The 23,838-nt window shown below is 64.0% G+C and carries 21 protein-coding genes and 2 pseudogenes; 9 read left to right on the plus strand and 14 right to left on the minus strand.

Features of this window, described 5'->3' with window-relative positions; genetic code table 11:
- Positions 1 to 99 precede the first annotated feature (99 nt).
- A pseudogene (locus C593_RS34030) lies at positions 100 to 786 on the plus strand (polyprenyl synthetase family protein); the annotation flags it as partial.
- An 81-nt stretch (positions 787 to 867) separates the two neighbouring features.
- Positions 868 to 1,410 (plus strand): transposase family protein, encoded by a 543-nt coding sequence (locus tag C593_RS34035; protein WP_486591204.1) that lies wholly within the window; start codon positions 868 to 870, stop codon positions 1,408 to 1,410.
- A gap of 206 nt (positions 1,411 to 1,616) precedes the next feature.
- Here C593_RS34035 and C593_RS0127990 read toward each other — a convergent pair whose 3' ends face one another.
- The 12 genes from C593_RS0127990 to C593_RS32200 all read right to left on the minus strand — a co-directional run bounded on the left by C593_RS0127990 (position 1,617) and on the right by C593_RS32200 (position 13,840).
- Positions 1,617 to 3,416, minus strand: coding sequence for a glycoside hydrolase family 35 protein (locus tag C593_RS0127990; protein ID WP_026278143.1), 1,800 nt, complete (start codon positions 3,414 to 3,416; stop codon positions 1,617 to 1,619).
- Positions 3,417 to 3,704: 288 nt separating this feature from the next.
- Positions 3,705 to 4,544 (minus strand): class II fructose-bisphosphate aldolase, encoded by an 840-nt coding sequence (locus C593_RS0127995; protein ID WP_026278144.1) that lies wholly within the window; start codon positions 4,542 to 4,544, stop codon positions 3,705 to 3,707.
- Positions 4,545 to 4,551: 7 nt separating this feature from the next.
- The gene (locus tag C593_RS0128000; RefSeq protein ID WP_026278145.1) at positions 4,552 to 5,481 is read right to left on the minus strand and encodes a 1-phosphofructokinase; all 930 of its coding nucleotides are present in this window, start codon (positions 5,479 to 5,481) and stop codon (positions 4,552 to 4,554) included.
- Positions 5,478 to 6,398: an ROK family protein gene (locus tag C593_RS0128005; RefSeq protein ID WP_018850641.1), complete on the minus strand. Its 921-nt coding sequence runs from the start codon at positions 6,396 to 6,398 to the stop codon at positions 5,478 to 5,480. The genes C593_RS0128000 and C593_RS0128005 overlap by 4 nt, the downstream gene beginning before the upstream one ends.
- A 10-nt stretch (positions 6,399 to 6,408) precedes the next feature.
- Complete coding sequence (locus C593_RS0128010) at positions 6,409 to 7,302, minus strand: SIS domain-containing protein (RefSeq protein ID WP_018850642.1); 894 nt, start codon at positions 7,300 to 7,302, stop codon at positions 6,409 to 6,411.
- Between the two features lie 42 nt (positions 7,303 to 7,344).
- Positions 7,345 to 8,295 carry a sugar kinase gene (locus C593_RS0128015; protein ID WP_026278146.1) on the minus strand — a complete coding sequence of 317 codons (951 nt, stop codon included), beginning with the start codon at positions 8,293 to 8,295 and terminating at the stop codon, positions 7,345 to 7,347.
- Positions 8,296 to 8,297: 2 nt separating this feature from the next.
- Positions 8,298 to 8,975, minus strand: a complete 678-nt coding sequence (locus tag C593_RS0128020) for a bifunctional 4-hydroxy-2-oxoglutarate aldolase/2-dehydro-3-deoxy-phosphogluconate aldolase (RefSeq protein ID WP_486591201.1) — start codon at positions 8,973 to 8,975, stop codon at positions 8,298 to 8,300.
- Positions 8,972 to 9,892 (minus strand): SMP-30/gluconolactonase/LRE family protein, encoded by a 921-nt coding sequence (locus C593_RS32190; protein WP_078521973.1) that lies wholly within the window; start codon positions 9,890 to 9,892, stop codon positions 8,972 to 8,974. Before C593_RS32190 ends, C593_RS0128020 begins: the two co-directional genes overlap by 4 nt.
- A complete protein-coding gene (locus tag C593_RS32195; RefSeq protein WP_026278147.1) occupies positions 9,889 to 10,779 on the minus strand; it encodes a carbohydrate ABC transporter permease in 891 nt (296 codons plus the stop codon). Before C593_RS32195 ends, C593_RS32190 begins: the two co-directional genes overlap by 4 nt.
- A gap of 18 nt (positions 10,780 to 10,797) precedes the next feature.
- A complete protein-coding gene (locus tag C593_RS0128030) occupies positions 10,798 to 11,742 on the minus strand; it encodes a carbohydrate ABC transporter permease (RefSeq protein ID WP_018850646.1) in 945 nt (314 codons plus the stop codon).
- A complete protein-coding gene (locus C593_RS0128035; RefSeq protein ID WP_486591202.1) occupies positions 11,742 to 12,983 on the minus strand; it encodes an ABC transporter substrate-binding protein in 1,242 nt (413 codons plus the stop codon). Before C593_RS0128035 ends, C593_RS0128030 begins: the two co-directional genes overlap by 1 nt.
- Before the next feature lie 89 nt (positions 12,984 to 13,072).
- The gene (locus tag C593_RS32200) at positions 13,073 to 13,840 is read right to left on the minus strand and encodes an NAD-dependent epimerase/dehydratase family protein (protein ID WP_078521977.1); all 768 of its coding nucleotides are present in this window, start codon (positions 13,838 to 13,840) and stop codon (positions 13,073 to 13,075) included.
- Between the two features lie 188 nt (positions 13,841 to 14,028).
- Here C593_RS32200 and C593_RS0128045 point away from each other — a divergent pair, with 188 nt between their 5' ends.
- From C593_RS0128045 to C593_RS32205, 3 genes are all read left to right on the plus strand, one after another.
- Positions 14,029 to 15,237, plus strand: a complete 1,209-nt coding sequence (locus C593_RS0128045) for an ROK family transcriptional regulator (RefSeq protein ID WP_158686880.1) — start codon at positions 14,029 to 14,031, stop codon at positions 15,235 to 15,237.
- 29 nt (positions 15,238 to 15,266) lie between these two features.
- On the plus strand, positions 15,267 to 16,412 hold the full coding sequence (gene dgoD, locus C593_RS0128050; protein WP_018850650.1) for a galactonate dehydratase: 1,146 nt from the start codon (positions 15,267 to 15,269) through the stop codon (positions 16,410 to 16,412).
- A 477-nt stretch (positions 16,413 to 16,889) separates the two neighbouring features.
- The gene (locus tag C593_RS32205) at positions 16,890 to 18,095 is read left to right on the plus strand and encodes an ROK family protein (protein ID WP_078521981.1); all 1,206 of its coding nucleotides are present in this window, start codon (positions 16,890 to 16,892) and stop codon (positions 18,093 to 18,095) included.
- A gap of 3 nt (positions 18,096 to 18,098) precedes the next feature.
- Here C593_RS32205 and C593_RS0128065 read toward each other — a convergent pair whose 3' ends face one another.
- Positions 18,099 to 18,896 (minus strand): DeoR/GlpR family DNA-binding transcription regulator, encoded by a 798-nt coding sequence (locus tag C593_RS0128065; RefSeq protein ID WP_018850653.1) that lies wholly within the window; start codon positions 18,894 to 18,896, stop codon positions 18,099 to 18,101.
- A 621-nt stretch (positions 18,897 to 19,517) separates the two neighbouring features.
- On the opposite strand from C593_RS0128065, the gene C593_RS0128075 reads away from it, so the two are divergent.
- The 4 genes and pseudogenes from C593_RS0128075 to C593_RS34040 form a co-directional block, all read left to right on the plus strand.
- Positions 19,518 to 20,582: an NAD(P)-dependent oxidoreductase gene (locus C593_RS0128075; protein ID WP_486591203.1), complete on the plus strand. Its 1,065-nt coding sequence runs from the start codon at positions 19,518 to 19,520 to the stop codon at positions 20,580 to 20,582.
- Positions 20,579 to 22,087: an FGGY-family carbohydrate kinase gene (locus tag C593_RS0128080; RefSeq protein ID WP_018850656.1), complete on the plus strand. Its 1,509-nt coding sequence runs from the start codon at positions 20,579 to 20,581 to the stop codon at positions 22,085 to 22,087. Before C593_RS0128075 ends, C593_RS0128080 begins: the two co-directional genes overlap by 4 nt.
- 259 nt (positions 22,088 to 22,346) lie before the next feature.
- Positions 22,347 to 22,805, plus strand: coding sequence for an ATP-binding protein (locus C593_RS32210; protein WP_158686881.1), 459 nt, complete (start codon positions 22,347 to 22,349; stop codon positions 22,803 to 22,805).
- 337 nt (positions 22,806 to 23,142) lie between these two features.
- Positions 23,143 to 23,304 (plus strand): annotated as a pseudogene (locus C593_RS34040) (transposase); the annotation flags it as partial.
- Between the two features lie 200 nt (positions 23,305 to 23,504).
- Here the strand turns inward: C593_RS34040 and C593_RS0128095 are convergent.
- On the minus strand, positions 23,505 to 23,838 hold a 334-nt coding region (locus C593_RS0128095; protein ID WP_018850659.1), incomplete at its 5' end, for an IS5 family transposase.

Here is a 23,838-nt window from a genome sequence, read left to right on the forward strand (position 1 = left end):
GTGACGCCGGTCGGGTCGTGGTGAGGGCCGCAACGGACAAAGCCCCCGTGCCGTTGAGGGAGGTGTTCGAAGTCTCAACCCACCGGCACAGGAGCCCTGTTGGTTCCCTATCCTGCCGCACTCGACCTCCCTCACGACCTGGTCGAGTGGGTCACCATGCTCATCGTCACCCGTGAGGGTGACCGCCGCTGCAAGCTCCCGCCGCACCAGCCTGCGCTCGTCGCTCTGGTCGGCGACCTCGCACTGGTCTGGGCGGACGAACTCCTGCACACCGCTGGCCTGCTCCCGGCCCGGCTCACCGCAGTGCTGCCGCTCCTCAACACCATGCGCACCGAGGTGAGGTACGGCCAGTACCTCGACCTGCTCGCCACCGGACACCTCACCAGCAACATCAACACCCCGCTGCGGGTCATCCGCTACAAGACCGCCAAGCACACCATCGAGCGCCCCCTGCACGTCGGCGCCACCCTCGCTGGTGCCGGCCTGGCCGCCCTGGACGCCTGCACCGCCTACGCCCTCCCTCTGGGCGATGCCTTCCAGCTGCGCGACGACCTCCTCGGCGTCTTCGGCACCCCCGAGCAGACCGGCAAACCCGTCCTGGACGACCTGCGCGAGGGCAAACACACCGTCCTCGTCGCCCTCGCCCTCCAACGCGCCACCCCCGCCCAGCGCACCACCTTGCACACCCTGCTCGGCGACCCCGCCCTCGACGAGAACGGCGCCGCCCGCATCCGCGACATCCTCTGGGGCTGCGGCGTCGACCGCTCCACGATCACCCGTGCGATCACAGAGATACGTCCGCTCCTTGCTGATCGAGGGTGCGCGGTCCCCGACCGCCCCGGCCTGCGGCTACGGACACTGGCGGACGTGTTCGCCTACGCCCAGGCCGAAGGCATCGAGCTGCGCCTGGACGCCACCGAGATCCAGGTTCGCCGGCCACCGGCCGAACGCGGTGGCCGTCGCGCGTTCGTCTCGGGCAAGAAGAAGCAGAACGCGATGAAGGCCACCGTCATCGCCGACTGGCGGGGCCGCACGCTACGGACCGACGCCCTGCGGCCTGGGCGTATGCACGATGCCACGGCCGCCCGCAACGAAGGCATGGCCGTCTGCTTCCAGCACTTCCCCGACGTCGAAGTCCTGCTGGACGACGGCTATCTCGGCCTGAGCCGCGACCACCGCGGACAAGCGATCACACCACCCAGAAAACCGCGTCCGGGAGCACTGCCCGACAGGGTCGAGCAATGGGAACGCGACCGCCACGGTCACTCGTCCGACCGTATCACCGTCGAACATGCCCTCGCTGATCACGAACGCTGGAAGCAGCTGACCGCTGGACCCACCGCCGACCGCCTGCCCGACACCTACCGCGCTATCGCCGACTTCGTCTCCGACCGCAACACGAACGCCTGAGAACCGGCCACGACCAGGCCAAACACAACCCGCCCGCTATCACGCACCCACTCGTAAAAATCAAGTTAGACCCGACGGGGAAGGGCGAAAGCGGTGGACCATGCGCTGGAGGGCACCCCTGAAGGCCTTATTGATCGCCTTCGCGGGCCGATTGACCCTGGGCAACAGCTGGCCGCCCAACAGCCAAGGTCCGCTGTACGTGACCTCTACTCAGCGGTCGCAGCGTACTCCTCTACGGGACCAAGTTCAGGCCTGTCGCGGATCTCGACGCGATCCCCGAAGTGCTCCAGCTCCAGCACCGTGACGGTGTTGTCACCTTGCCTCAGCAGGGGTGCAGGGACGTAGAGCGTCACCTGAGGGCCGATCTCCCAGTAGCGGCCGAGTAGATGCCCATTGACCCAGGCGAATCCCTTGCGGAAACCTGGGAAAGCAAGGAAGGCATCGGCGCGCTCCTCCATCGTGAAGCGCGCCGTAGCGAAGCCCGAATCACCGCCCGAAGGGGCAGCGGCAACGGCACGGGTCAGGTCGTCCTGCGTCCACTGGTCAAGCGGCAGACCGCGGGTTGTCCAATTGTGGACGAAGCGACGCTCAATGCGAACGCCGCCCAGAATGCCCTTGCCCTGCCCCAGGAGGGGTCCGTAGTTGATGCGCCCCTGGTTCTCCACGAGGATCTCCAGACGGACCGGTTCGCCGGTCCCCACCAGTTCGAAGGATGACGTTTCATCCTCCAGGACACCGAGCTGGCAGCCGTCGACGAAGACCTGAGCACGGTCGTGCAGCCCGGTTACCGTCACGGTGCTGACGCCGTGGGGCAGCCTGGGGTTCGCCTCGTACAGAACAAGCCCGGAGGGTTGGCCCAGGTCCTCAAAGCTCAGAGGATGCGGAGCAGCCAGCGGCTCGGACATGTCGGTCAAGGCTTTGAGCAGGGCGGCTCCCCGGTGAACCGGCAGTGTGCGTGGTGGCAGCACAACAGGATCGGGCGGCAGGGGACGTTCCTGGGCCCCGGTCCGCTCGAGCAACCGCTGTCGTAGAGCGAAGAACTTAGGTGTGAGCTCCCCGTGTTCGGAGATCGGAGCATCCGAGTCGTAACTGGTCACGGTCGGCTCGAGCCCGGCACCGTCGTGGTTCGCTCCGGACCAGAGGCCAAAATTGGTTCCGCCATGGGCCATGTAGAAACTGATCGACCCATCCTCCTCCAAGATTCGCTCCATCGTCCCTACGGCGCTTTCGACTGGGCGGACGTGATGCATTTCGCCCCAGTGGTCAAACCAACCGTTCCAGTACTCTGCGCAGATAAAGGGTTCGTCCGGGCGGCGTGTGCGCAGCAAGGTGACAGCCTCCGCCACGCGAGAGCCGAAGGTCGCCGTGGCCAGAGTATTCGGTAGTGAACCGCCGTCCTGCATGAGCTCGGTGCGCCCGTCCGCTGTGTAGAGGAGCTCAGAGATGCCGCGCTGGACCAAAGCATCGCGCAGCCAGCGCAAGTACATCTGGTCATCGCCGTAACTGCCGTACTCGTTCTCTACCTGCACTGCGACCAATGGACCGCCGTGGCACGCTTGCAGCGTGGCGAGGCGTGGAACCAGCTCGTCGAACCAATGGGAAACCTCGGCGAGGAATGACGGATGAGAACAGCGCAGACGCAGACCTGGCATACTCGTCAGCCAAGCGGGCAGACCGCCGTTATCCCATTCGGCGCAGATGTAGGGGCCCGGTCGCACGATAGCGTCTAGTCCCTCGTCGCGTACGAGACGCAGGAACCGTTCAACGTCGCCTGGACCCTCGAACCAGTATCGCCCGCGGTGCTTTTCGTGGAAATTCCAAGGAATGTATGTGTCGATGGTGTTGCACCCCATTGCCGCAACGCGCGCAATGCGGTCTGCCCATTGTTCAGGGTGGATCCTGAAATAGTGCAGCGATCCCGCGATGATGCGGTGAGGTGATCCTCCGCGTAGCAGCTTTCCGCCCGTGTGCGTAAGCAGGGGGTTGTGGTATTCCTGGCTCGCCATTTACAGCTCCAGCAGGTCGTACGTTCATCTCGCGCAATGTGCGAGGGGTTTGTGGCGGAGATCGTTGTCTTGCGGCATCTTCCGGTGCGGTAACAAGCGCAGGCTGGCACATTCGGGTACTGCAAAAGCGGGCGGCGCGATCCTCAGTTTGCCGGAACCTATCCTGGTTCGCATGCGCGGGGCAGCGGAAATTCTGTCCGACAGGGTGGCGCTCGGACATCTCCCGCCGGCTAGGCGATAGCCGCGCACGACGACGAACCATGCTTTCGGCAACGGCACAGGGAAGCGTCAGCCAACAGATCCGAGAACACCCAGCAGACGCGCTACCTCATCCTCGACGGCCTCTCGGCCAGCACCAAGATAGGCCCGGGTGTCCACCAGAGTCTCATCACTCGCCAGCTTCTCCCGAACAGCGTGGGTGAAGGCCTTGTTTAGGTGCGTAGCTATGTTGATCTTCGTCATGCCGTGCTTCACTGCTGCGGCGAGCCCGGCGTCCGGGACACCTGAGGAACCGTGGAGTACGAGGGGGACTGGGACGCACTCGCTGAGCTGACGGATGAGTTGTACGTCAAGGACAGCCTCCCGTGAAAGCATCGCGTGGGAAGTTCCAACGGCCACGGCGAGGGCATCGACGCCCGTCTCGTGAACGAAAGCGGCGGCATCGACCGGATTGGTTCGTGCTCCCGGTGCGTGGACACCGTCTTTCCCGCCGATCTCACCTAGCTCAGCTTCCACGCTCACTCCCGATTCGCGACAGAGCGCAGCCACACGGGCAGTCGCCACCACATTTTCGTCGTACTCGAACGCGGAAGCATCGAACATTACTGACGTGAATCCGAGGGCGATACTTTCGCGTACGAGCTCTTGAGATGTCGCATGATCAAGGTGGACAGCGACGGGAATCTGCGCGGCTCGGGCGACGGCTAGGGTCGCCAACCCGATGGGGGGCAGGGCCCCGTGGTACCGAATCGCGTTCTCGCTAATCTGGAGAATTACTGACGAACCTGCACGCTCTGCGCCGGCGACGATCGCCTCGGCATGCTCGATCTGGATGACGTTAAACGCCCCCACACCGTAGCCAGCCTCTCGTGCGGGCTTCACGATCTCATTCATACTGGCCAGTGTCATGTCAACCTCACGTCGATGAACTCTTGTGCCTGACTACCCGGACCCGCGGCTTCATCCGAACGTACTCGGCGGCGTCGTAGCTCCCAGCCACTGGGGAAAACACCGTCGCAGCGCTGAGGGCGATGGCGTTGGCCAGCATCTCGGGCCAGGGGTTTTTCTTGATCAGACCGACGGTCAAGGCAGCCACGGCCGCGTCACCTGCGCCTGTTGGATTTCCCCTGACATCTTGTGGAGGCGCGGCACTCCAGATGCCGTCGTCGCTGGAGGCGAGCATGCCGTCAGGCCCGAGCGAGGCGACGACGGACTGCGCTCCCGCTCTGCGTAGATCTTCCAGGGATTCCTCCAGCGAAGGGGCGCTGCTGATGCCCATGAGCTCGGTAGAGTTCGGCTTGACCAGCGTGGGCCTTGCGGCCAGGCCATTGCGCAGTGGCAGCCCCTCGGCATCAAGGATGGCGGGCACACCAGCAGCGTGGGCACGCCTGAGAAGGTCGCGGTAGGCCGTGGGGGCAAGTCCGGGAGGCAAGCTGCCCGAGAGCACGACAGCCTCCGCATCGGAGAGCAGCGAGTCGTACCGTACGAGGAATGCCAACCATTCCTCGACGGACACGGTCGGTCCGGGCTCCAAATACAGTGTTGCCTCACCCAGGTGCTCCTCGGTGACCGCGACAGTGCGCCGCGACGCCCCGGCGATGGAAACCATCTCGTCACGTAGCCCAGAACTTTCGAGTTCCGACCGAAGCGACTGGCCTGTAGCCCCGCCTGCGAAGCCGGTGACCACGGTGGAGTGACCGAGTGATGCCAGGACGCGCGCGACGTTCACACCTTTCCCGCCCGCGCGCTCGAATGTTCGGCTCACCCGATTGCTGCCGTATCGCCTGAAGTGGTTGATGCAGTAGGTGATGTCAAGGGCGGCATTGAGAGTCACAGTGACGATCACGCCGCGTCACAGCCGATCAGCCGCTGAGCCAGCAGGGCGGCACCTAGGCAACCGGCCTGGTCGCCCAGTTCAGCGAGGACGATGGGTGGCACGTCGCGGAACACCAGCCTCTCTGCAACGGCGGAACGCAGAGGGACGAGCAGACTATCCCCAGCTTGCGCCAGCCCACCTCCGATGACGATACGCTCGGGATCCAGCAGCATCGTGATGGTGGCCAGCCCGTCGGCGAGACCGACCACGGCTTCACCCCACACCCAACCGGCGGCGGCGTCCCCTGCCTCAGCGCGGATCTGGACTTCACGAGCGCTGACCCCCGACTCGCCAGTGGCCATGCCGTACCTTCGCGAGATCGCTGAGGCCGATGCGATGGTCTCCAGACAACCGCGGTTACCGCAGCGGCATCGCTCGCCCCGCTGGCGTACTACCATGTGCCCGACTTCCCCTGTCAGTCCGCGCGTACTGGTCAACGGAACACCGTCGATGACCAGTGCGGCGGCGATGCCTGTCCCGACGGGCATGAACGTGAAATGGCTGCTTCCCCTGCCGGCGCCAAGGCACGCCTCCGCCAGTCCCCCAGTGCGCACGTCGTGGCCGAACGCGACCGGCATATTGAGGCGACGGCCAAGCAAGGCCCGGAGGGGTGTGTCGCGCCATGCCAGATTGGCCGCGAACGCTGCCACACCGGCACCTTCGTTCACGATCCCTGGCACGACGATGCCGGCCGCGACAGCAGGGTCGTCGGCATCCGCCGCGTAACCGAGCAGCTTCTCGGCGATGCGGACGAGGAACTCGACCAGGGCGTCGGCATCCTGCTCGGCCTGCGTGGGCCATTGCCCCCGATACACCACCGTGCCGTCTTCAGCAACGACGGCACCCTTGATGCGTGTGCCGCCAACGTCTATGGCAATGACGCTCATGACTCCAGCCTCACTGGTGACTTTCAGTTGACCACAGATCACCCAGCACGATGGAACGTGTGAGGTTACGTGGGTGGTCAGGGTCCAGACCACGTGCGACGGCCATTTCGACAGCCAACCGCTGGGCCTTGATCAGTTCGGCAAGCGGATCCAGCGAAGGCAGCACCGCTGTTCCTCCTGTGCCACGGACCTCGTCCGCGAGACCTGACGGCGGTGTGTTAAGAAACCAGGCTAGACGTCCTGGACCAGTGACGCTGATGGGTCCGTGCCGATACTCCATCGAAACGTACGATTCGGTCCAAGCTCCAGATGCCTCACGGACCTTGAGCGCGGCTTCGTGTGCCAGTCCTGAAGCCCAGCCGGTGCCGAGGAAGGTGATTTGCTCTGCGCCGACAGCGCCCTCGGGCAGGGGCTCCTCCACCGCGTAGGCAGCTTGCTCAGCCAAGTCCGCCGGTACGAGGTTCAGGTGTCGCCGTAGCAAGGACAGGCTGGTGGTAGCGAAGCGCGTCTGAACGACTGAGCGCTCGTTCGCAAAGTCAAGCTCGATGATGTGCCGGGACGCGTCCGAGACGGGCGTCTTGGCGTCGGCAGTGAGCGTGACAGTGGGCACCTCGCTGAGCCGCCGGAGAGCGACGAGTACCTCAGTCGTCGTTCCCGACCGGGTGATGGCGACGACGCGGTCGTAGCGTCGGTTCGCCGGGAACTCCGAGGCAGGGAAGGCATCGGTTTCGCCCTTTCCCGAGCTCTCGCGCAGGGCGCCGTATGCCTGTGCTATGTAGAGGGAGGTACCACAGCCGATCACTGCCACACGTTCGCCGTCCTGGGGCAGGCCCGTCACGTCGGCGTCCATCGCACGGCGCCAGCACTCAGGCTGGCTGGAGATCTCATCAATGATGAAGGACATGGAGCACTTCCTGTGGAGTGGTGGGGACGGTGAAGGAGTGGTTCAGCGAGAAACGCCACCAGGCACATCGACGGGCATGCCGACCTCACTGGATGTGGGAAGACCCTCCCAATCGCCGTGGGTGGAAACGGAGAACGCGGCTACACGGGAGGCCCGCTTGAGGCATTCGCTTTCGTCTGCGCCGGAGAGGAACGAGGCCAGGTACCCGCCGACGAAGGAATCTCCCGCGCCGACCGGATCGATCTCGGACACCGCGTGAGCGGTCATATGCTGAAGCCCCTGCTCTCCTACGGAGAGGGCACCTTGGGAGCCCAGGGTGATGACGACAACCTGAGGACCGAGCTGACGCAGCGCACGAGCCAGCACATGGGCGTCGGACTCATCTGTGGCCAGCAGCAATTGAGCTTCGTCGAGGCTTGCGAAGAGTACGCGTATGGACGTGAGCAAGGGGGAAAGCACGGTACGTGCCTCGTGCTCTGACCACAGGGCCGCTCGGTAGTTGGCGTCGAACGAGACAGGAACGCCGGCCTGGAAGGCTCGGCCGACGGCGGCACGGACTGCCTCCGCCGCAGAGCCGGACAGTGCGCAAGTGATGGCACTGACGTGCAGCACACGAGCCTGTTCGATGAGCCCGTGAGGTATGTCGGTTGGACTCAAGCGGGATCCTGCCGAACCGGACCTGTAGTAGTGGACTCGACGCCGGTCGGCGGTACGCCGCTCCTTGATCATCAGCCCAGTAGGCGCGTCCGCGTCTGCGACCGCGTGGACCGCGATGCGTTCAGCGAGCAAGGTGCGGCGGACGTGCTCGCCCAGCTCGTCCGCCCCCAGCCGGCCGATCCATGCCGCCGAATGCCCGAGTCGGCGCACGCCCACGGCAACGGTCGCCTCCGACCCCGCGGTGGACAGACTGAGGGTGCGGGCCGTCCTGAGGGGCCCGACCTGTTCGCACGCGAGGGCTGCCATGGTCTCGCCGAGAGTAACGAGGCTGGTCATGATCATCCCTCCTGGACCGCGGTGACGAAGGAGGCTGCCCTGGCTCGCAGCTCGGCGAGATCACCACCGGCCAGGGCGTTCCCGGTCAGGGGCCCCCCGATTCCCAGGGCCGTCGCGCCCGCGGTGAGCCATGGCTGTACGTCGTCCAGACCGATGCCCCCTGTGGGCACGACTGGGACGTCGGGCATCGGTCCCTGCAGGGCTGAGACGAACTCCGGACCCAATACGGACGCGGGAAACAGCTTGACCGCCTGTGCCCCGGACACACGTGCTCGCAGCACCTCGGTGGGCGTGAACACGCCGGGGAGCACGCCCAGCCCAAGCCGCGCAGCCTGCCGAACGAGGTCCTCGTCGATGTGCGGGCTGACGATGAACTGCGCACCAGCGTCGGCCGCCGCTCGCGCCTCGGCTGCTGTGGTGACCGTCCCAGCGCCGACTAGTACTTCTTCCCCGAACTCGGTGCGAACGGAGTGCAGCGCCTCCAGACAGCCGGGGGTCGGCAGCGTGACCTCGAGGCAGCGGATTCCAGCCTCGACAAGCGTGTGTATGACCGGGAGCAGACGCCCCTGCTCCCGGGTACGCAAGATCGCCAACAGCCGGTGCTCCGCAAGCCTGGCGGTAAACCTGGAGTCAGGTTCACCACTTCCAGTAAAGGAATTCATTGAACAGTGCCCGTTCATTTCCAGGGGCCGAGATAGGGACGTGCGGAAGGTCCACTGACGCCTACGTCGGCCAACAGCAGGCGTCCGGCAGCTGGTTCGTCACACAGACTCTCATCTGAAATGCCTTCACAGGCTGTGGTGATGATCAGAGTCTCGCCGGAGAAACAGCAGGCGGTCGGACGGCTTACGGGCGTCTTGACCACGGCAAGAAGCTCGCCCGTGGGGGAATAGCGTCGCACACTCCAGCCGTCCCACATGGCGACCCAAACGCAGCCCTCGTCATCGACATCGAGTCCGTCAGGCTTGCCCTGGTCCGGATCGAAGGTAACCAGGGTCCGTCGTTCCGTGACGTCGCCGGCGGCATCGAGGTGCAGGACGTCCAGCCGGGAAGTGGCCGTGTCGACGTAGTAGACCCGGCTCCCGTCTGGACTCCAGCCGATGCCGTTGGAGATGGTCGCCTCGGCGAGAATGACAGTGAGCGTTCCATCCCGTTCAAGGCGCAGCAGTCGCCCAGCCCCCGGCCGCACGGGCTGCCCCATGCTGCCGAGCCAGAGGCGACCCCAGGGGTCGCAAGCTCCGTCGTTGAATCGGGTACCGCGCCCAGCTTCAGGACGACTGAGCACCCTTACTTCACCGTCAGCAGCCAGATGGCATACGGCGTCCTGCGCCGCAACGATCCAGCCGTCGCCCTGGCCGCTGAGCGGAACAACAGTCCCGACCATGCCGCCGACTGCAGAGCCGACATCATGAGAAACCAGAGGGATGACTTGATTGGCGATGAGGGCAGCTCTGTGGACCATGCCGGCAGGGATGTCCACCCAGATGATATGTCCGCTACGGGAATCGAGTCGTGGGCTCTCACCCAGTTCCGCCCGTTGCGGTCCCGACGGCCGGGCCTCGTAGAAGCGAGGAGGGTTGAATCTCTCGGAATTCATTTGCTCACCCCCACCGTCATACCCTCAATGAGCCTCTGGCCAAGTACAACAAAGAGCACCAAGACCGGGACCATGATGATCACGACACCGGCGAACATTCCGCCCCAGTCGGTACCCTGGAACTGCTGTTGGTCAATGAAAGTGAGCAGTGCTGCAGGGAGAGTTCGGTTCTCGGAACGAATGGTGAGAACGATGGCGAAGAGTGTCTCGTTCCAAGCCATGATCACAGCAAGAGTGTAAGCGGTGATCAATCCGGTTCGTGCGACGGGCAGCACCACTTGTACGAAGCTGCGAATCGGTCCAGCGCCGTCAATCACGGCTGCCTCTTCAATCTCCAAAGGCAAGGATTTGAAGTAGCCCGTGAGGAGGAAGACTGTGAAGGGTATGGCGAGCCCAGTGTAAACAAGCGTAAGGCCCTGCAAGCTGTCGATAAGCTTGATGCTCGTGGCGTCCTCGACCCTGGCCAGCGCCAAGTACACGGGGATGACAATGAGCTGGGCCGGAACGCCCACACCAAGAGCGAATGCCATGGTCAGCGACCCGCCCGACCGCCGGCGAGTACGGGCGAGGGCGTAGGCCGCAGGAGCTGACACCGCCACTGCAATCGCCGCTGATCCAAGAGAAACGACGATGGAATTCAGTAGGGCCTGCCCGAAGCCCCCGGTGCGCCACGCGGTGACGTAATTTCCCCATTCAGGATCCACCGGAATGCCGACTGGATCCTCGAAAATCGACCTGGTGTCACGCAGTGAGGTGGCAACCATCCACAGCAGAAGGAGCAGATTCACGATGACCAGAAGCCAGATAAGCGCTATTCCGGCGTGACGCACTCTGGGAAAACGGGATGGATATGCGCCCGTACGGTCTCGGGACGTCGTCGCAGACATGCTATCTCCTAAGGGTTATTAGACCTCGACCGTCTCGCGGCGCATCATGCGACGGAGAAGCACAGCAACGATCGTGATGAGCACGAGACTGGCTATGGCTGCTGCGGACGCGATACCAAAATCCCTCTCCGATCGGGTAGCAAAGGCCCGCTCATAGACGTACAAGGCTGTGGTGAATGTGCTGGTCGGTGGCTGGCCACCGGTAGTCCCTCCAAACACTAGGACGAGTTCGAATACCTTGATCGAAGCGATCGTCCAGAGGAGAGAGCATACCGTCACAACTTCCCAGGAGAGCGGCAGTGTGATGTGGCGGAATTTCGCCCAGGCATTAGCTCCGTCAAGCTCGGCGGCTTCGTAGTAGAAGCGAGGGATCTGCTCCACACCGGACATCAGCAGAGTGGTATAGAAGCCCACGGAAGCCCATACGAGGGTCGCGAGGATCATGCTGAACAGGTTGTCCACGCCAAGCCACTTTGGTGGATCATCGACGCCGAGATAGCCAAGCAACTCGTTGACGATTCCATTGGGGCGGAACAGCAGTCCGGTCATCACACCGAAAACAAGCGGGTTCACGAGTACGGGGAAAAACAACACGTACCGGATGAACTTGCGCGCGTTCATCTCGCGCAGCAGAAGGGTAATACCGAAACTGACGACGAAGGTGATGGCGCCACCCACCACGAGGATAATACCCGTGTTACGCAGAGCAACTCTGAAGGTTGGGTCGAGTAGAATCTGCTGCCAATTCCCTCCACCCCTCGACTCTGGATCTCCGACACCGTCCCAGCGATGGAAACTAAGCCAACCACTAAAGACGATGGGGGCGATGAAGAACAGTACGAGCAGGAGCAGGGCGGGCAGCAGGAAGACCCAGAACACCCGGTGCTGGGAGCGCTGCAATGGTGTTGTGCCGGCCAGCCGGCCCGGGTTACCGAGCCGACTGACGACGTTCCTAAAGGCCATCAGCCCCGGGCCTTCCAGTAGCTTGCGCTCGCCTTCGCCGCAGCGTCGACGAATTCCGAGGCGGTCGTCTTTCCGAGCCACAGGTCCGTGAAGACAGCCTCAAGCGCCTTGGCCTGGTAGTCGGCATCCAGGCCGTCCATCGGCAGCCTCACGGGATTCTCGTTGAAGCTCGCGGCAGCGTCAGCCAGGCCCTCGGGAGGCGCGATGTCATGCCGGGGAACCATGTTGGCCGCCGTCGTGGAGATCCCCTCCAGCTGATCCCGCTGGAGGAAGTGGGCGATGAACTTCTCCGCCGCCTCTGCGTTGTCAGCCTGCTTCGGGATGGAGAACCCGAAGGGGATGACGTCAATGGCGGGGCTCTGCGTTTCGCCCGTGGTGGGGAAGTCGATTGAGCGGTACTCAAACTCCTTCGAGGCAAACGTCTGGGTCTCGCTGGGCAGCCAGCTTCCCATCAGGTAGTAGAGGGACTTCCCCGAAGCCCAGTTGTTCTGCTGCGCCGGGTACTTCGTCGCGTCGTACCCGGCGATGATGTGGCCGTCATCGACAAGCTGCTCGATCTGTTCAGCGGCCCGCAGGGCCGCTGGGTCGTCCCACGCCTTGCCCGACTTGTCAGCGGCGAGATCGACGAGCGAGCCACCGTTGCGGTTGAGCAGGTAGTCGTACCAATAGAGTGTTGCCCAGGGCGCGTCAGCGTCGGTACCGATACACGCCTTGTCGGCGGCCTTCGCCTGCTCGCAGATGGCGAGGAATTCCTCCCACGTGTCCGGGCGATCCTGCGCAAGCGGCTCGTTGCCGTTGTAGAACAGCGACACGGTGACCACCTCGTAGGGAATCATCCACGGAGTGCCGTCCTTACCCTCGGGCAGCACCTTGAGGAGATCACCGGGGATGACCTCCTTCACCGGTACCCCTTCGCCGGTGTCGAGATCCAGAACGGAGGAGAGGTCCTTCGCCTGACCGTTCACGGCCACCACAGGGTGCAGTCGGTCGAAGGACTGATCGATGAGGTCCGGGGCGTCGCCCGTGAGGAGGGCGGGTGCGACCTTGTCGAGGACCTTGCGTCCTTGCCACTCGACATTTACTTCGATCCCGGTCTTCCTGGTGAATTCGTCGATGGATTCCTGCAGCACCTTCGCCTGCGGCTCGGTCTGCGTCCACATAGACCAGTAGGTGAATTCCTTTCCGTCCCCGTCACCTCCAGATTCGCTGGTCGTCGTGCAGGCCGCGGCGGTCATGGCCATGAGAACCGTGGCACTGACTGCGGCTGAACGGATGCCGAGAAGTCTTGACATGATCTTCCTCAACTCTTCGATCTTTGTTTCACGTGCCGTCAGGCCGGGCGTGAATGAGAGGTGAACAACAGACAGGGCGATGAGGTTGCCCAGGGCAGCGATTCCGAATGGGGCGGAAGGTCATCGACCGGAAGCCAGCCGAGTTCGGACTGTGCGTTGGCCAGGCTCCAGAAAGCACTGGCATAACGGGATACACCAAAGTAGACACCTTGCCGGACGCTGGAAAGTAGTGCGTGCACGACCAGCGCCTGGGCATCGCGATCCGACAACCACGTCGGGTTGTAGTCACGCTCGGTGAGCGGCCAGCCCACCAGGCCGAGCCGCAGGCTGAGCACGGAGGCACCGGTGTGGACGGCGTGCAGCCGACCGAGCGCCTCGCAAGCGACTTTGCTGACCCCGTAGGGACAACACGGCCTGGGGAGAGCCGCCGGGTCCACCGGAGCCTCGCCATCCCGGTAATTCAAGCCGGCCGCGTGAATGGAACTGGCCAGCACGATCTTGGGCACGCCTTGCCGTTGTGCGGCTTTGAGCAGGATCTGCGTCATCGCTACGTTATCGGCCGTCTGCTGCCAGCCGGATCGCGGCTGCGCGTTGGCTGCGAGATGCAGGACGGCGTCGACGTCCCGCACAGCATCCTCGGTGAACGCGGGGTCCAGGAGGTCGCCTGCCCGGTAGTCGTCGGTTGGGAGCTCGGGACTGCCCTTGCCCACGATGCGCAGGTGGTAGTGCTGACGCAAGGCCGGCCTGAGCAGCGTTCCGACAACGCCGAGACCACCGGTGACGAGGAGTACGGGGCGTGTTGTCACGGGGACCCCTCTCTCGGAATCTCAACCCTGCAGCCACTGTGAGGCCACCGGAGCAAGACTGTCAATACTCTTTACGCGAAAGCACAGAGACCTGACTTGATCAACAAGCAGTCGCGGCGGACTGTACGACCAATGCCATGTGCGTCAACTCTCTTGACATACGAAGTGGTCAGAAGGAGCATAGGCGCGTGACAGCTGATTCTGCGGGTTCGCTCCGTTCTCTACGCCGAACGAATCAGGATCGGCTCCTGACGCTGCTGCTCAAGGAGGGCGCCATGCACCGCGCGGAGCTGGCCCGCCGAGCGGGAGTCTCACGGACCACCGCCTCGAGCCTCGTGAATGATCTGCTCAGCAGGGGCGTGCTGCATCAGAGCGCCATAGTTCCTGGTCAGGGCGTTTCTGCTACCGGCTTCCGTGGCACGGGGCGTAGCCTCATCGCCGTTAACCCACGTGCTGGAGTGGTCGCAGGTCTCCACCATGCACCCCAGTCGGTCCAACTTCATCTGGCCGACCTGGCGCAGGAGCCGATCCTCAGGACCAACCTTCGCTGGACGCCGCAGGGCGTTGCCCGGGACTCAGATCACATCGCCTGGATGCTGGGGCGGGCCATGGAAACGGTTCGCCTGCCGATGCGAAGGCTCCTCGCCGTGGGCATCGGTCTTGAAGAGTCCATGAACCAGATTCCGCTTGCAGGGACGTCCACTCCGGAGCCGCACGCGACGAACATCGGGCCTGCTCTCAGTCAGCGACTGGGAAGGTCGGTGGTCACGGAACACAGCACGCGCGTTCAGGCTCTGGCGGAGTACACGTGGGGGGCAGGACAGGGTGCTCAGCACATGCTCTTCGTGAACGTCTCGTCGACGATCAGTGCCGCTCTCATCTGCGACGGTCGACTCCACCGAGGCTTCACCGGCGCGGCAGGGGCCTTGGGGCATGTCTCCGTGAGTTCCGCTGGCCCCGCTTGTTCATGCGGGAGCCGGGGGTGCCTGCTGCAGGTCGCCGGGCGGCCGGCCCTGCTGGCCGCGACCAGACCCCTCTTGGGGGCGGACGCAGACATCGCTGAGATTACCGCCGCGGCGGTAGCGGGTGATCCCGGCTGTCTGGGCACGCTCGCCGATTCCGCGGCCGTCGTGGGCCGTGCCCTTGCCAACGCGTGCAACCTGCTGAACCCCGACGTCGTCGTCGTCGGTGGTGATCTCGCTGCCGTTGGGGATCCGTTCCTCGAACCTCTGGCCAACGCGATCCGCAGGTACGCCATGAAGGCTGTCGGCGCGCGCACGGAGGTGATGCTCGCGCACTTCTCTCCGAACGCGGTCGCGAGCGCCGCGGGCAGCGCCGCCCTGGCTCTGCAAGACATCCCCCACCTCGTATCCGGGCTAGTACATACCTCCCTGTAACAGTCGGACAAACCACTCGAAGGAGCAATGTGAAGATCAGCAAGCTGGAGACGTTTCTGGTCGAGCCCCGCTGGCTGTTCCTGCGGGTCGAGACGGACGAGGGCGTCGTCGGCTGGGGTGAGCCGATCGTCGAAGGCAGAGCGGAAACAGTCGCTGCCGCCGTGGGAGAAATGTCCGACTATCTGATTGGCAAGGATCCTGCTCTGATTGAGGACCACTGGCAGACTCTCACCAAGGGGGGGTTCTATCGGGGTGGTCCCGTGCTCTCCAGTGCCGTCGCCGGCATCGATCAGGCCTTGTGGGACATCAAGGGCAAGGCTCTCGGCGTTCCGGTGCATGATCTTCTCGGCGGTCCCGTGCGCGACACGATGCGCGTGTACTCCTGGATTCACGGCGACGAACCGGAAGAACTGGCTGACAGTGCCCGAGCCGCGGTCGAGGCAGGGTTCGATGCCATGAAATTCAACGGAAGTCTCCAGATGCTTCCCATCGACACTCCCGCGGTGACTCGGACCGTCATCGAACGTACGGCTGCGGTGAGGGAAGCCGTCGGCGACGATGTCGACATCGCCATTGATTTTCACGGTCGGACGAGCAAGGCGATGGCTCGGCGGATTCTTCCGCTACTGGAGGACTTCAGGCTGCTTTTCGCCGAAGAAGTGCTTCTACCGGAGTACTCCCAAGATCTCGGGTTGATATCGCAGTGCACCACGGTACCCATCGCGACTGGTGAGCGACTCTACTCACGTTGGGACTTCCGTGATGTCCTGTCCAGCGGAATAGCGGTTGTTCAGCCTGACCTCAGCCACGCCGGTGGAATATCTGAGGTTCGCCGCATTGCGGCGATGGCAGAGGCGTACGATGTTCAACTGGCTCCGCACTGCCCGTTGGGCCCCATTGCTCTCGCCGCGTGCCTTCAGGTTGATTTCGCTACTCCGAACGTTCTTATTCAAGAGCAGAGCCTCGGCATCGAGTACGGCGGGTCCAGCGGCCTGCTCGATTATCTCGTTTCGTCCGACGTCTTCCGTTTCGACGGTGGCCGCGTGCAGCTGCCGACTCTGCCCGGACTAGGAATTGAGGTTGACGAGGAAGCCGTCCGTGAGGCCGCTAAGTCCGGTCACCGGTGGCGCAATCCTTCATGGCGCCACAGTGACGGCTCGTTCGCCGAGTGGTGAGCGGCCCACTACTCCCGGCGTAGCTGGAAGTCGCCGAGACGCCTCGGAATCGAAAGGAGCCGATTATGCCCAATATAGTTACCGCCCAGACTCCCCGAGTGGCTGCCTACCTTCGCTGCTACCCGCACGACATCTGGGAAATGGCTCCGCACAGGGTGGCTCTCGAGGAGCTGGCCGTGCGGCGAGGGTGGCCGTACCCTGCCCTGTTCATTGACAACGGCCGCTCCTCTAGGGACTCCCTGCCGAGGCTCCTGGCCCTGCAGAGCGCGGTGCGGAACGGCATCTACGACACAGTCCTGGTGCCTGGCATGTGGGTGTTCTCGCTGGGCTGCGCCAGAGCACACGAGATCGTGGCGGACCTGGCCAGGTACGGCTGCCACGTGTACGAGCTGCCCAGAGTGCCGAGGGTGGCCCACCCTCGGCACCGGGAATGTTTGGAGAGTTAACACAGACTGCGCGGTTGGTGTACTCTCCATCATGATGAGTGCAAAGGGTGGCTCCCTGCAAGCGCTGCGACGAAGCAACCAGGAGAAACTGCTGTCGCTATTGCTCGGCAGTGGACCGATACATCGAGCCGGGCTTGCCCGCCTCGCAGGCGTGTCACGTACAACTGTTTCGACCATCGTCAATGAGCTCGTTGACGCGAACCTCGTCATCGAGGGTACGCCAGGTGCAGGCTCAGACATCGACGGCCGTGCTCGGCAAGTACTCACCGTGAATCCGGTAGCCGGCGCTGCTGCAGGGCTTGACTTCACCCTCAGTGATGTGTCAGGGCACGTCACTGATCTGTCGGGGCGTCCCCTGGGAAGTTCGACCTCATCACTGTCAGCCGATAGTCCGTGGTCTACGCGGGTGGACGCTGGGGTTGCCCTTCTTGAGCAGCTGCTGCACGAAGCATCCGTCGAGCGCGAGGCGCTCATCGGGCTGGGTGTCGGGGTTCCTGGCCAAGTGGCTACTTCCACTGGCGTTGTCGGTCCCTCCCTACCTGGTCAGCCATGGGTGGGCGTGAACGTTCGAGAGGAATTCGGAAGGCGTCTCGATCTTCCCGTGTTTGTGGAGAACAATACTCGCCTCGAGGCGGTCGCCGAGGCTATGTACGGAGCTGGGCGCGGCGCTGACCATCTCTTTTACTTCTCGCTGTCGAGTGGAATCGGGTCTGGCATATTTTTCGATGGCTCTCTCTACCGGGGGGCTGTGGGTGGCGCAGGCGAACTAGGGCATATCTCCATCGACATAGATGGACCCGCGTGTCCGTGTGGTAATCGTGGCTGCCTTATCCAACGCGCGTCCGTCCCCGCGGTGCTTGAGGCGTTGCGTCCTACGTTGGGCGAGAGCGTCACCCTCGAGCAAGTTCTGGCCGCAACGGCAGAGGGCAATCGGGCCTGTGTAGGAGTGCTGAGTGACGTGGGTCATCTTGTGGGTCGGCTTCTCGCCAACATCTGTAACCTGCTGAACCCTCAACGCATCGTCGTCGGTGGAGAACTCGCGCAGGCCGGTGATGTGCTCCTGCACCCGATGCGCAATTCGCTACAACGCTACGCCATGGCATTGACTCGCGATGCGGAATTGGTTGCCTCGGAATTCGACCTAGGTGCGCGCGCGGGGGCAATCGGGGGGGCTGCTCTTATCCTTCGCGAGACCCCTGGAATCGCAGCATCATTGCTCAGATCCACGACGCACTAGTCTTCATCCTGGTTCTATGACTTCTACAGGGACTCCGAACCCCTGAATGGCAGCAATTTCTTGCTTTGGGGTGGAAGCGTCTGTGATCACCGATCGGTAGGCTGTGACGGTGCCGTAGGCGTAAGTTGCAGTCCTACCGAACTTCGAGTGGTCGGCGAGAAGCACCGCTTCGGTGGCTGAGGCAAGCATGGCCTCCTTGACCTCAACATACTCTCGCAGAGGGTGAAAGAGTTGCCCATCGAGTACAGCGGTCGCGGAAAGTAGGGCGAGGTCAGCGCGGATACGGGCTAGGGAGCGGCTGATCTCCGGCCCGGTGCACGAATTGTACTCGCTTCGGAAGAACCCTCCGAGGAGGGAGACTTCAACGCTGGGCGCGGACGATCCAAGGCGCTGCGCCAGGCCAATCGAGTTGGTGAGCACGGTGAGACGCTCGAGTCGTCCCAAGTGGTCAGCCAACGGGTAGAGGGTCGTCGAATCCTCCATGAGTAGCGTGCTGCCCGGTGCGATTCTGTCGATCACCGCGGCGCACAGCGCCCTCTTCGTGGCGAGGCCGGTGCCTTCGCGGAACCGGGTGGCCGTCTCCATGGTCAGAGCCGGGAAGGCGACGGCTCGCCCGCGCTTCTTCTGTAGCAGGTGACGGGCGGCGAGGTCATCGAGATCGCGGTGCATGGTCATCAGGCTGACGCCGAACTGGGTAGCCAGATCGGCGATCCGTGTGTGACCGTGCTCGACAACGAACCTCAAGACATCCTGCCGACGCTCCTCGACTGCCGCCTGGGAGAGACGTGATTTGGCTGGCACGTTCCCTTTCTCCTTTGCCTGCACCTGCGCCTGACGCGGCAGTCAACTCCGGGGATACCCGTGGCGTCGGGCCACAGATGAGGCCATACCCGACAACAAGGTGTAGCCACCGGCTGGATACTTGACCCGCTTCCATGAGACCTGGCTGCCGCCGCCCCAGGATCTATGGACGGTGGCCGAAGCGGGTGACACCTGCCCTCGTGCGTGTCCCACTGCTGCGTGCCAAGCGTGATGCACCGCCACTGCAGCACTGGTGGTGCGTTGATAACACCGGGCTGTGCAACGACATCGGTGTTCTCCATCGGGAGTCAGGGGCCCAGCGAACACTTCTGCTAAGAAGTCGCCTTTTTAACGCATCTTACGTGAAGCAGCCCGGTATGGCTAGCACGCCGACGGTCGATTCGACGAGGTGTGCGAGGTGGTCGACCATGGCGGGCCTCGTCGAGTTGCCGGGCAGGGTGAAGTACAAGCGTGCGGCAGCCCGGCGCGTGCCTCGCCGGAGCTCCGCCCGGCCGAGAGCACGCCATGCGGGAGACTCCTCAGCCGCCTTCTCATCGTGGCTGCCGCGCATACCCGCAGGGAGAATGCGAGCATCATGGGAAGCAGTACCAACACGGCGAGGTGACTACATTGCGTGTTCTCATCGTCAGTGACCGCTTCATCCCCGCCCAGTATTACGTGGAAGCCCTGGCGCACGTGTGTGGCGGTTCGTTCGGTCCGATCTGCAGCGTCGAGTGGTCCGGAAGCAAGGCAGAGCAGCACGCGACTCAGCAGATCATGGAGCGCCTCGGCCCAGATGCCGTGCGGGTGCCTGAGGAGATCATGGCCGCTGTGGGCGACGCCGAGGTGTTGGTCGTTCACCTGGCCCCCGTGCAGTCGGCCGTACTGCAGGCGGCTCCCCGTCTGCGGGCCGTCTGTGTGGCGCGGGCAGGAACAGAGAACATCGACGTGGCCGCCGCCACCGCACGCAGGGCCGCCGTCGTACCGGTCTACGGCCGCAATGCTTCGGCCGTCGCCGAGTTCGCAGTCGGCTTGATGATCACACAGGCCCGTGACATCGTTCGAACGGACACTGAGGTGAAGACGGGCGGGTGGCCTAAGGCGTTCGGTCATACGTGGACCGAGGTTGGAGACAGCACGGTCGGGATTGTGGGAATCGGGCATGTCGGGCGAGCACTTGCCGATCGGCTGAAGGGGTTCGGCTCACGCATCCTGGCCTACGATCCCTACGTTCCCGACGACGTCCTGGCGCGCCACGGAGCTGCGCGGGCACATGACTTGGAGACTGTGTTCCAGGAGTCCGATTTCGTGAACGTCTGTGCGCGGTTGACGCCGCAGACCAACCGATTCATCGGGGCACGTCATTTCGCGGCGATGAAGCCGAACGCCTACCTCATCAATGCCGCACGGAGCCGCCTGATCGATACCGGCGCCCTGTACGAGGCGTTGGCCTCGGGCCGGATCGCGGGTGCGGGGCTCGACGTGCACGATGAGGAGCCGCTCCCGCCTGACAGCCTCTGGCGCAGGTTGAACAACGTCACTCTCACCACTCATACCGCAGGCGATACGCGAACCACCAACCTCCGCTCAGCCCGCCTGGTCGCCGAGTCCATCGCGGAACTGGCTGACTCAGGCCGTTGCAAGGCCGCGATCAACGCCGACGATCTCGAAGGGCTTGACCGTTGAGACGCGACCTGCTCCTCGGTGTCGACGCGGGCCACAGCGTGACCAAAGCGGTGTTGTTCGACTCCACCGGAAAGCAGTTGGGGATGGGCAGCACCAAAGTGCCGCTGAACACAGCCCACCCGTACTGGGTCGAGCGCGGTCTTGACGATGTGTGGCACGCTGCCCAGCGGGCCATCAGCGCGTGCCTGACTGAGGCGGGAGAGGGCGCGGGGGCGGCAGTCGCCGCCGTAGGGGTGACCGGACATGGCGACGGCCTGTACGCCGTCGACGAGCGAGGACGGCCCGTTCGGTCTGCGATTATGGCGATGGACGCGCGCGCTGAACCGGTGCTGGCCGGCTGGCGTGCGAGGCCGACCTGGGAACGGGTGCTGACCCGTTCCGGTTCCGTGCCCTTCGCCGGATCGCCTGCGGCACTTCTCACCTGGCTGGGCAGCCACGAGCCGGACGTGCTCGAGCGGGCACGCTGGCTGCTGTTCTGCAAGGACTGGCTGCGCCTCAAGCTCACCGGGGCGGTATCAACCGACCCCACCGACGCCAGCGCCTCGTTCACTGACGTGCACAGAGGCGGATTCTCCTACTCATCTGAACTGCTCGACCTGTACGGCCTCAGGCACCTCGAGTGGAAGCTGCCGCCAGTGGTGGCCAGCACGGCCGTTGCCGGGTACGTGACCTCCGAGGCCGCGAAAGCCACCGGGCTTACCGCTGGGACACCGGTGGCGGCCGGCGCGCACGACGCCGACGCAGCAGCCCTTGGTGTCGGGTCCACAGTGCCCGGCATGCTGTGCCTCGTCGCCGGAACGTTCAGTATCAACCAGGTGATCGGTGACCGGCCGCTGCTCGACCCGCGCTGGCAGGCACGTCACTTTGTCCGACCAGAGCAGTGGATGCTCATGTCCACTTCGCCCACATCGGTGACCAACCTGGAGTGGTTCCTACGGGTCGCCCGACCGTCGATTACCTCCGGGAGTGGCGGCTACAACGTGATCAACCGAGAAGTTGAGGCGTGCCTGGAGGGGCGTTCGGATGTTCTCTTCCTCCCCTTCGTTTACGGTTCTCCTCGTGGCCGGAGGGCTTCTGGCGCATTCCTCGGTGTTCGCGGCTGGCATTCGCGCGGCCATCTGGCGCGAGGCTTGCTGGAAGGCGTCGTGCTCAACCATCGCTGGCACGTAGAAGCTCTTGACTCGAGACTGCACGTCGCCGGCCCTGCCCGGCTGACTGGCGGAGCCGCCCGCAGCAAGGTGTGGAGCCAGATGTTCGCCGACGCGTTGCACCGGTCCATTGAGGTGACTAACACGGACGAGAGTGCCGCCCGTGGTGCGGCTCTCCTCGCTGCTTCGGCAGTCGGGTTGTTGGACGGCATCGACGACAACCGTGCTCGCGTCACGGTTGTCCGGCTTCACGAGCCCAACGAAACCAGGGGGGCGGTCTTGGACGAGGCGTACCAGGCGTACCTGGAGGCCCTTGAGACACTTGGGCCGCTCTGGAATCGACTGGCCCAGGAGTGACGCAGCTCCTCACACCGCCACTACTTAACGCAAAATATGAGATTTCTTCCTCATCTTATTGGAAATATGTGAGGAATGGTGTAGACAGGGATGTACGAGAGCTCTCGCAGCACCTCCCCGGCTATGGAGCCATAGCAGCGCCGGACAGACGTACCGGTTCCCTCGGTCCAGCGGACTCACCGCTGCGCATCCAGCATCGGAACCCTGCACCTGGCCCGGCCCGTGCCCCGGCACCGCCTACATGCGAAAGCCGCCTCCCATGTGCACCACCGCTACCTCACCCCGGATCAACGCGTTGCTCGCAGCACCGGCGCAGGCCCCACTCGTCAGCCGCGTCCGCAACAGCGCCCTTCATGCACTCACCCGCTGGGGCCTGTCCGAGGAAGAACGGGACACAGCCCTTCTCATCGTTGGCGAACTCCTTGCCAACGCCGCCCAGCACGGGCGTAAAGACATGGCCCTCTACCTGGCGCTGTGCCCCCACACACTGCTCATCTGTGTGGGCGACCACGGAGGTTCCGATCCGCAGACCCGTGTACCGGCGGATCCCGACGAGCACGGCCGCGGGCTTACCATCGTTCGCGCTCTCGCCCCCCAGTTCGAGACCCACCAGGACGAAACCGGGACGCGGGTCTACGCCCAAGTTCCTGTCGTAACCGATGGGCCTCGAACCGACCCGGCCACCCCGGTCGAATCAGCCCAGGACGCGGTTGAGTGATCGCCGGCTTGCCCCGCGAGCACCCAATCGCTGACCCAGTGGGTAAGAACTGGGGCGGGGCGTCACCGCCAGGTGCACTCCTGGTCCGACGCGGCCCTGGGCAGTCGCTAGCTTGACTCTGTCGGGGATCTTGGAGTCTCCCGGTGCGGCAGCATGGTCGACGGGCATGCTCGGGTAGTACCGCCGTCCGACGAAGCTGTCGAGGTGCCCGTTTTCCTGCGCCCCCGTTCCGGTGAGCACGTTCCGCCTCTGACCGCGCAGATCGCGCGGGCGAGCAAACCGGTTGGCACAACGGAGATATGGGTGCGTGACCGGCTGGACGGGCTGTGGTGCGGCTCAGCTGGCCACTGTCTGCGTACTGCAGTTCCTGCTCAGCCTGTCGGACCGGCAGGCCGCCGAGGCGGTCCGCTGCCGCATCGACTTCGAGTACGCAATGGCCATGGAACTGGATGATCCCGGCTTCCACCACAGCGTGCTGACCGACTTCCGCGACCGTCTCACCGAGGACGGCCGTGCCGACCGCCCTCAAGGTGCTGCCTGATGCTGATGTACTGCTCGGGCGGCCACTCCGGGGAAGCCTTCAGTTGATCTTGGACCCAGGCGTCTATCTTGTGGGTCAGATCCTCATCGTACGTGTCCACGCTGGCACTCCTCGTGAAATTACCAGGTCAGAGCTACCTGGTTGTCTGAGGCGTCGTCTCATTTGGTGAGTCTGCGGTAGCAGATGAGGCTGCATGCGATGGCGGTGAAGGCCAGGAAGTGCTCGGCCTTGCGTTCGTACCGGCGGTGCAGGCGGCGGCAGCCGCTCAGCCAGGACATCGTGCGCTCGATCGTCCAGCGGTGCCGGCCCAGCCGGGTGGAGGATTCGATGCCCTTGCGGGCGATGCGGTGCCGGATGCCCCGCTTGCGTAGCGATCGGCGCAGGTGGTCGTAGTCGTAGCCCTTGTCCGCGTGCAGCTTGGAGGGCCGCCGTCGGCGGGGGCCACGGCGGGAGCGGATCGGCGGGATGCCGCGCACAAGCGGCTCGAGTGCC

It is taken from the genome of Streptomyces sp. CNT372, assembly GCF_000377145.1.

Excerpts from the sequence above, each read along its gene's own strand:
- C593_RS0127990 (WP_026278143.1), bottom strand. The coding sequence starts at position 3,416 with ATGGCGAGCCAGGAATACCACAACCCCCTGCTTACGCACACGGGCGGA.
- C593_RS0128030 (WP_018850646.1), bottom strand. The coding sequence starts at position 11,742 with ATGGCCTTTAGGAACGTCGTCAGTCGGCTCGGTAACCCGGGCCGGCTG.
- C593_RS0128005 (WP_018850641.1), bottom strand. The coding sequence starts at position 6,398 with ATGAGCGTCATTGCCATAGACGTTGGCGGCACACGCATCAAGGGTGCC.
- C593_RS0128010 (WP_018850642.1), bottom strand. The coding sequence starts at position 7,302 with ATGTCCTTCATCATTGATGAGATCTCCAGCCAGCCTGAGTGCTGGCGC.
- C593_RS0128035 (WP_486591202.1), bottom strand. The coding sequence starts at position 12,983 with ATGGCCATGACCGCCGCGGCCTGCACGACGACCAGCGAATCTGGAGGT.
- C593_RS0128020 (WP_486591201.1), bottom strand. The coding sequence starts at position 8,975 with ATGAACGGGCACTGTTCAATGAATTCCTTTACTGGAAGTGGTGAACCT.
- C593_RS0128015 (WP_026278146.1), bottom strand. The coding sequence starts at position 8,295 with ATGACCAGCCTCGTTACTCTCGGCGAGACCATGGCAGCCCTCGCGTGC.
- C593_RS0127995 (WP_026278144.1), bottom strand. The coding sequence starts at position 4,544 with ATGACACTGGCCAGTATGAATGAGATCGTGAAGCCCGCACGAGAGGCT.
- C593_RS32210 (WP_158686881.1), top strand. The coding sequence starts at position 22,347 with ATGTGCACCACCGCTACCTCACCCCGGATCAACGCGTTGCTCGCAGCA.
- C593_RS32195 (WP_026278147.1), bottom strand. The coding sequence starts at position 10,779 with ATGTCTGCGACGACGTCCCGAGACCGTACGGGCGCATATCCATCCCGT.
- C593_RS32190 (WP_078521973.1), bottom strand. The coding sequence starts at position 9,892 with ATGAATTCCGAGAGATTCAACCCTCCTCGCTTCTACGAGGCCCGGCCG.
- C593_RS32205 (WP_078521981.1), top strand. The coding sequence starts at position 16,890 with ATGATGAGTGCAAAGGGTGGCTCCCTGCAAGCGCTGCGACGAAGCAAC.